The 644-nt window shown below is 47.4% G+C and carries 1 protein-coding gene and 1 pseudogene; both read right to left on the reverse strand.

Annotated features, from left to right (window positions below; all coding sequences use genetic code 11):
• Nucleotides 1-421: pseudogene (locus A3738_RS25715) on the reverse strand (hypothetical protein); the annotation flags it as partial.
• Between the two features lie 45 nt (nucleotides 422-466).
• A complete protein-coding gene (locus A3738_RS32765) occupies nucleotides 467-613 on the reverse strand; it encodes a biotin/lipoyl-binding protein (RefSeq protein WP_369819836.1) in 147 nt (48 codons plus the stop codon).
• Nucleotides 614-644: the final 31 nt, after the last annotated feature.

The following is a 644-nucleotide window of genomic DNA, read 5'->3' on the forward strand; positions in this document are numbered from 1 at the left end:
GTGAGTTTTGCCAAAATCTGGCAGCGATACGTCTTTTTTCTGTAGGTATGAAAGACATTGCTGGGCGCAAGGGTAGTGCTGCTGCAAATGTGCCCCGGCGAATGCCTACTTGTACTGGAGTGCCATCTGACGGTGCTCTAATGATTGTACGGTCCAAGTCAAGTTGTGCACGGTTTCTAGCTTCAATGAGCTGTGCAACAATTGTATTCTCGCCGGCTATTATCGACTCTGCAATCAGTTCTTGGCGCTTCTCATCAGCTTGCGCTGGGTGATATGCCGCTTTTGCTTCTTCAAATAATTTCTTTCGGTTATCGACTTGTTGTGAAAAAGGGGATGCGGAGCCTGTCGATTCGTGGCCTGTTTTGAAGCGCAAGTAGGTAGTTTGTGCTCGCTCAAAATTTGCCTTTGCCTTCTGTGTCACGGCTTTAGCACTTTCTAGCGCTGCGTCTTTTTGCGAGACACTACTTTAAGCGTCGGCTAAAGCTGCCTCGGCTTTTTTAAGGGCAATTTGTTGAGCGCTGTTTTCAATTGTGTACAGGATGTTGCCTTGTTTAACGGCAACATTTGGGGTGATGTTGACGGTTTCGACAATTCCAGAGACTTGGGGAACGATAGGGACCGTGACAAATGCTTCTTTAGCGTAC

Source organism: Oleiphilus sp. HI0066 (assembly GCF_001635725.1).